A 4,722-nucleotide genomic window follows, 5' to 3' on the forward strand; every position below is an offset into this window, starting at 1 on the left:
ATATTATGTAATATAACGTAGTAAGGGCGCATGATAAAAATAATGAGTATTGATTCTGATCGAGATTGTTGTCATGAGCACAAGAAGTGTTCGAAGTGTCGGTATGAATTTCCTCACAGGTGCCCTGAATGTCAGTGGAAATGCAAACCAGATTGTTATCAGTGTCCTAAATGTGACTACTGGTTTGATGATGAATGTCGCTGTCCTAAGTGTCACCATATATTTAAGCATGATTGGTGTTTTGTTATTTAACGTCCTGCGGGACGTTTTTCTTTTATCCTAACGGCGGTGAGTTCCTGGCTGAAGTAACCTGTTCAGACTCAGAGTGCCAAAACTGATCATGGGAAAATAGTTAAATAATACGCCGAGGCCTTACAATAACCGTCATACCTATTACTGCATACATTGCATTATCAATTAAAATTGGGAGCGTGGCGTGATGATGATGTTTATTAATAGGCTATACATTGCTTTGGTGATCGGGATTATATCTTACTGTGCATATGGGTTTGCACAGGTATTAGGTGCATGCCAGAGGTTGTAAGGAAGGTGTTGCGCGGAACAAGATAGATATACCATAGTTAGCAGAAAGCTAGTCCGTTTGACCAATTAAAGCAGGGTCAACAAATTCTATCTGCATGAACCAGACGGCACACTGATGGTATATCGCGATTCAAAATAGAGTGTGGCAGGGTTGAACTGTACAGCTCAGAGGATGGAGTAATAGTAAGTCCTCAAAATCCATTTACAAACGGCGAGCCAGCCGCTATCCAGCAGATTAACGACGTTCTGGGCTGGCGCCGGGTATTAGTACCGGCTGCTCTCATCGGATGGATCATCGATGCCGAAGTGGCGGCAATACGAAAAATGCAGGCGGCGACTAATCTGCCGGGTCTGCATCAGTAACAAGAACCGCGGATGAAAAATATATTGACAATAAGAGGAGGAATTAATTATGGATAAATATTTTTATGACCTGGCGAAACAGGCAGCGGCGATAGCCAATGAAGGCTTTGGTGACATTATCAAACCGGAGTGGATTTATTGTCAATGGTGCCACGAAACGGGCGGCTTCGACTCTAAACTGGCAATCGAATACCACAACCTTGGCGGTTTAACGCAGGTTACACCCAATGATACGCCGCAGCCAGACGGAGATTACTACTACAAACAGTTTGACAGTTATGAGGCCTACGCCGAATATTTCGGAAAATACCTCCGGTACTACGAAGAAGACGGCCTGTATGATGCCACCTGCATTGATGACTATATTGTCGCGCTTAAGCATGGCGGCTATTTTGGGGACACGCTGGAAAACTATCTATCCAGTGTTAAGGGGATTTATGCTGCAAATTTTAATTTAGAAAATAACGATAAAGAGGTGAAATCTGCGCCTGCTGAGATTGTTTTAATCCGCGCCGACGAATCAGGAGTATATGCGTTGTCGGATGAATTAACCTTTGATGACGTAGAAACTATCTTGGTTAACGGCGAACCTGTTAAAGAAGGCCGATATGCTATTGTAGCTGATAATACCGCTGTTGATATTTTTGATGCCAAAGACAACTCGGTTGTTCCAGTATCATATTTTACCGTCCAGGCTCCAACAGTACAGGCTGCAGCTGTGGATGTGGCCAAACGAATAAATGATAAAGATCCAGCATTACCGCCTGAGGCTTTGGCTGACTCCGATCGGATGGCGGTACTTCGCAGAAATTAACTTCGCTATTATCAGCAGTACACTAATAATCATACTTCGTATGGTCAGTGCCGCCAACGGTTGGAGATCACCTAATCCTAACTTTCCTAGAACCGGGGCAATACCCCAAAACACCATTGCGATACCTGCAAATATATAATCGCTCAACTGGCATCATCCTCTCGTGGTGAGTCTTGCATATAGTACTATAAGTTAGTAATTTGTCTAGCTGTAGTTAGTCGCTTCATCCTTCGAGCGGGGACGGGTTTTTATGTATTAATGGGGCTATTAGCTTTATGTCTCAATTCTCGAATGACTACTGTTCCAAATTAATTATTGTCAGCATATTATGCAATATAATGCGATTAAGGGAGGACGCAACGTGGATATATTCTGTCGAGAAGTAAAACCATATGAGTGTCTAAATATGAGGCGCGTGCAGTTCTGGCTTAGAATAATGAAAGAGCATTCCTTATTCATGAAGCTAGGATTTGCGTGTTCAGACACCGAGCTTATTTGTAAGGCGGAAGAATTCTATAGTGTTTTTGAAGACCTTGAAAAACAGTCATGTAATATACAGTGCGATGAAGAGTTTATGGCTTTCGTTAGTAGGATTATGGTTGCAGTGAAAAAAATATTTGTCTTTAAACGTCATGTTTTACATCTACTTATTGAATGTCAAATCGGGGGCTATAATTATCCTCTATTAATAGACCATATTTCCCGTGAAGCTATGTACTTTCTGAAACTTCTACAGAAAATACAGGATGGTGACATGAAATATCCTGTTGATTCAATAGTCAGTGACAATGTTTTTTGGCTCAGGCACATGGCAGACCATGCCAGATTTATTGCAGGTTTGCTTGACCCCTCAGAAAGAGGTTTTGTCGAGAAAGCAAATGCTTTTGCAGTTCAGTTTGAGCAATTACAACTTCAAGCTCGTGACCTTGATAGTATGCTATGGCATTTCTGTCCAAACAATGACCTTGTTCGGTTTGAAAAAGATGTAACTAAAGCAACAGTTCAAATTCGAGATTTTAAAGAGGCCGCAAGAGACTTAATCTCATCCTGCAAAGTAATATCTTTGATACCACCGTTACTTGCAGACCATGTACTTCGCGAAGCGGAATACTTCTTAGAGGTTCTTGAACAAATACAACATGACATTCCAAACATGGATGAAAAGATAGTTATATGTGATTTTTAGTCTTAACAAGAGAGTGGGATATTAGAGCAGATTAAAGTTCAGCGGAAATAAAATCGCTGTAAAATTGTGAGATTAACCGCCTTCATCCCTCGGGGTGGGGCGGCTTTTGGTTCTTATTACCAGATTCGTCATATTTTTGTCACATTCTCATGTTAACCTTAAAATAACAAATATTGATGAGTAGTAAGTCCTATTAATAACCAAGGAGTGGGATAACATGATTTTAAAAATAGTACCGGCACAACCTGTTTGCGATTATCACAAGCAAAATATTCGGTATCAATCCAAGGATGTATTAAATAAGAAGAAATCACCTTCATTCGCGAGCGTTTTGGAAAGTACAATAAAATCAAAATATGCCGACATCAAATAGCATTGCAACATATTAATGAAGTTTTATAGATAATAACCGCCTGTCAGGTTCGTCCTGGTGGGCGGCTATGTTATTTGGCTAGTATGATAATAGCATCGAAACTGTTTTAAGGAGTGTGCAGTGTCAGCTGAGATGCATATAAAGAACGCCGGTAAGGTGAAACTGTAGGGCAATTTGTTATTGAAGCATCTAAAGGTTTTTAAGCGAAGTATTTTTCAACACAAAAACCATCAATAAATCCAGGTGTATGTTAGCGAATTGCTTAAAGGCACAGGGTTATAATTGATATTGACATATCTGCTAGTGACACAACATTCTCCGTCAAATTTCAAACTATTGAGAGTTATTATAATTCTTAATAACTTTTAAAAGCTCAGATGAAATAGTATTTGGAATTTATTTACATTATTTCATAAAATTAGCAGGAAAATTACCCCTTGACCGCGAATATAATCGCAACAACAAAAACGCAAGGGGTGATTTTTATGACAGAATTACTTAGTATCAAAGATATATCGCAAGAGCTGGGCATTCCGCAAAGCACGTTGCGATATTATCGCGACTTATTTCTGGACTATTTGCCAGCTATGGGCGAAGGGAAAAAGAAACGGTTTTATCCAGAAGCAGTTGAGGTATTTCAAGCTATCGCCAAATGCATGCATCAAAATAAAAGCTCTGATGATATTGCTAATGAGCTAGATAGTCGTTTTACCAGGTTTATTGAGATTGATACAGAACCGCAGGAAAGCAGCGCAACATATTCGCATAATGACGAAACAGGTCAATCTCAGGCATTATCTACAATAAACCAATTTGACGGTTCTACGATAATGGCTGTTATCGCCTCTCAAAACCAAGCTTTACAACAAATTGCAGCAACAATTAGCATGGTTAATGGGCAACAAGAGGAGTTGCATAATCTAAAGCAAGAAGTGTCCAAGCTTGAGGAGCGTATAGAGACAGAACTGACTGATCATTTTCAATTGATAGATGCCCGTTTACGCCAAATTAGAGAAGAGAAAGAAATCGACAAGCCTAAATCATTTTGGCAGCGATTGTTTAGTTGATTGTGAAAAAACCAAATAAGAGGCAGTGAGCTGAGGGTAAAATTACCTGAGCCACTGCCTTTTTTGGTCTTTAAAACAATCTTAATATATGGTAAAAAATGTAAAAATAGCAATTGTTATTACAAATATTGGAAATTAGCGAAATATACTAACTAATAATGGCGGAGAAAAATTAGTTTAAGGCAGTAAAATAGTGTGCCGTGTCGAATTTAGCGGTACTGCAAGGGCAGGCACGGCAAGGGTTGGTTCTTTTTGGTTATTCATTTCGACACACTGTACCTAATAATCTGTCGGTTTTTTACGAAAAGTAATCGTTCTAATTTAGCAGGAAATACAATAATTTACAAGAATGTTTAACAACACTAAAAATTAAAGA

At 39.4% G+C, this 4,722-nt stretch carries 5 protein-coding genes; 4 read left to right on the forward strand and 1 reads right to left on the reverse strand.

All coding sequences use genetic code 11. The annotated features are described in order from the left end of the window. The first annotated feature begins 73 nt into the window (after positions 1 to 73). Both VN379_RS16645 and VN379_RS16650 read left to right on the forward strand, forming a co-directional pair. Entirely contained in the window at positions 74 to 283 is a 210-nt protein-coding gene (locus VN379_RS16645) for a hypothetical protein (RefSeq protein WP_325535859.1), read from the forward strand. 672 nt (positions 284 to 955) lie between these two features. Next, on the forward strand, positions 956 to 1,720 hold the full coding sequence (locus VN379_RS16650; protein WP_325535861.1) for a glucosaminidase domain-containing protein: 765 nt from the start codon (positions 956 to 958) through the stop codon (positions 1,718 to 1,720). On the opposite strand, the gene VN379_RS25175 is transcribed toward VN379_RS16650, so the two are convergent. After that, positions 1,664 to 1,837 (reverse strand): hypothetical protein, encoded by a 174-nt coding sequence (locus VN379_RS25175; RefSeq protein WP_414715008.1) that lies wholly within the window; start codon positions 1,835 to 1,837, stop codon positions 1,664 to 1,666. The two genes, VN379_RS16650 and VN379_RS25175, sit on opposite strands and share 57 nt — an antisense overlap. Positions 1,838 to 2,081: 244 nt before the next feature. Between VN379_RS25175 and VN379_RS16655 the strand changes: the two genes are divergently transcribed. Next, the gene (locus tag VN379_RS16655; RefSeq protein WP_325535863.1) at positions 2,082 to 2,906 is read left to right on the forward strand and encodes a DUF2935 domain-containing protein; all 825 of its coding nucleotides are present in this window, start codon (positions 2,082 to 2,084) and stop codon (positions 2,904 to 2,906) included. An 858-nt stretch (positions 2,907 to 3,764) separates the two neighbouring features. Beyond that, positions 3,765 to 4,346 carry a MerR family transcriptional regulator gene (locus VN379_RS16660; protein ID WP_325535865.1) on the forward strand — a complete coding sequence of 194 codons (582 nt, stop codon included), beginning with the start codon at positions 3,765 to 3,767 and terminating at the stop codon, positions 4,344 to 4,346. Positions 4,347 to 4,722 lie beyond the last annotated feature (376 nt).

The sequence above is a fragment of the Sporomusa sp. genome, assembly GCF_035561255.1.
Taxonomy (GTDB): domain Bacteria; phylum Bacillota; class Negativicutes; order Sporomusales; family Sporomusaceae; genus Sporomusa.

Coding starts and splice junctions, on each gene's coding strand:
- VN379_RS16650 (WP_325535861.1), top strand. CDS start 956: ATGGATAAATATTTTTATGACCTGGCGAAACAGGCAGCGGCGATAGCC.
- VN379_RS16660 (WP_325535865.1), top strand. CDS start 3,765: ATGACAGAATTACTTAGTATCAAAGATATATCGCAAGAGCTGGGCATT.
- VN379_RS25175 (WP_414715008.1), bottom strand. CDS start 1,837: ATGGTGTTTTGGGGTATTGCCCCGGTTCTAGGAAAGTTAGGATTAGGT.
- VN379_RS16645 (WP_325535859.1), top strand. CDS start 74: ATGAGCACAAGAAGTGTTCGAAGTGTCGGTATGAATTTCCTCACAGGT.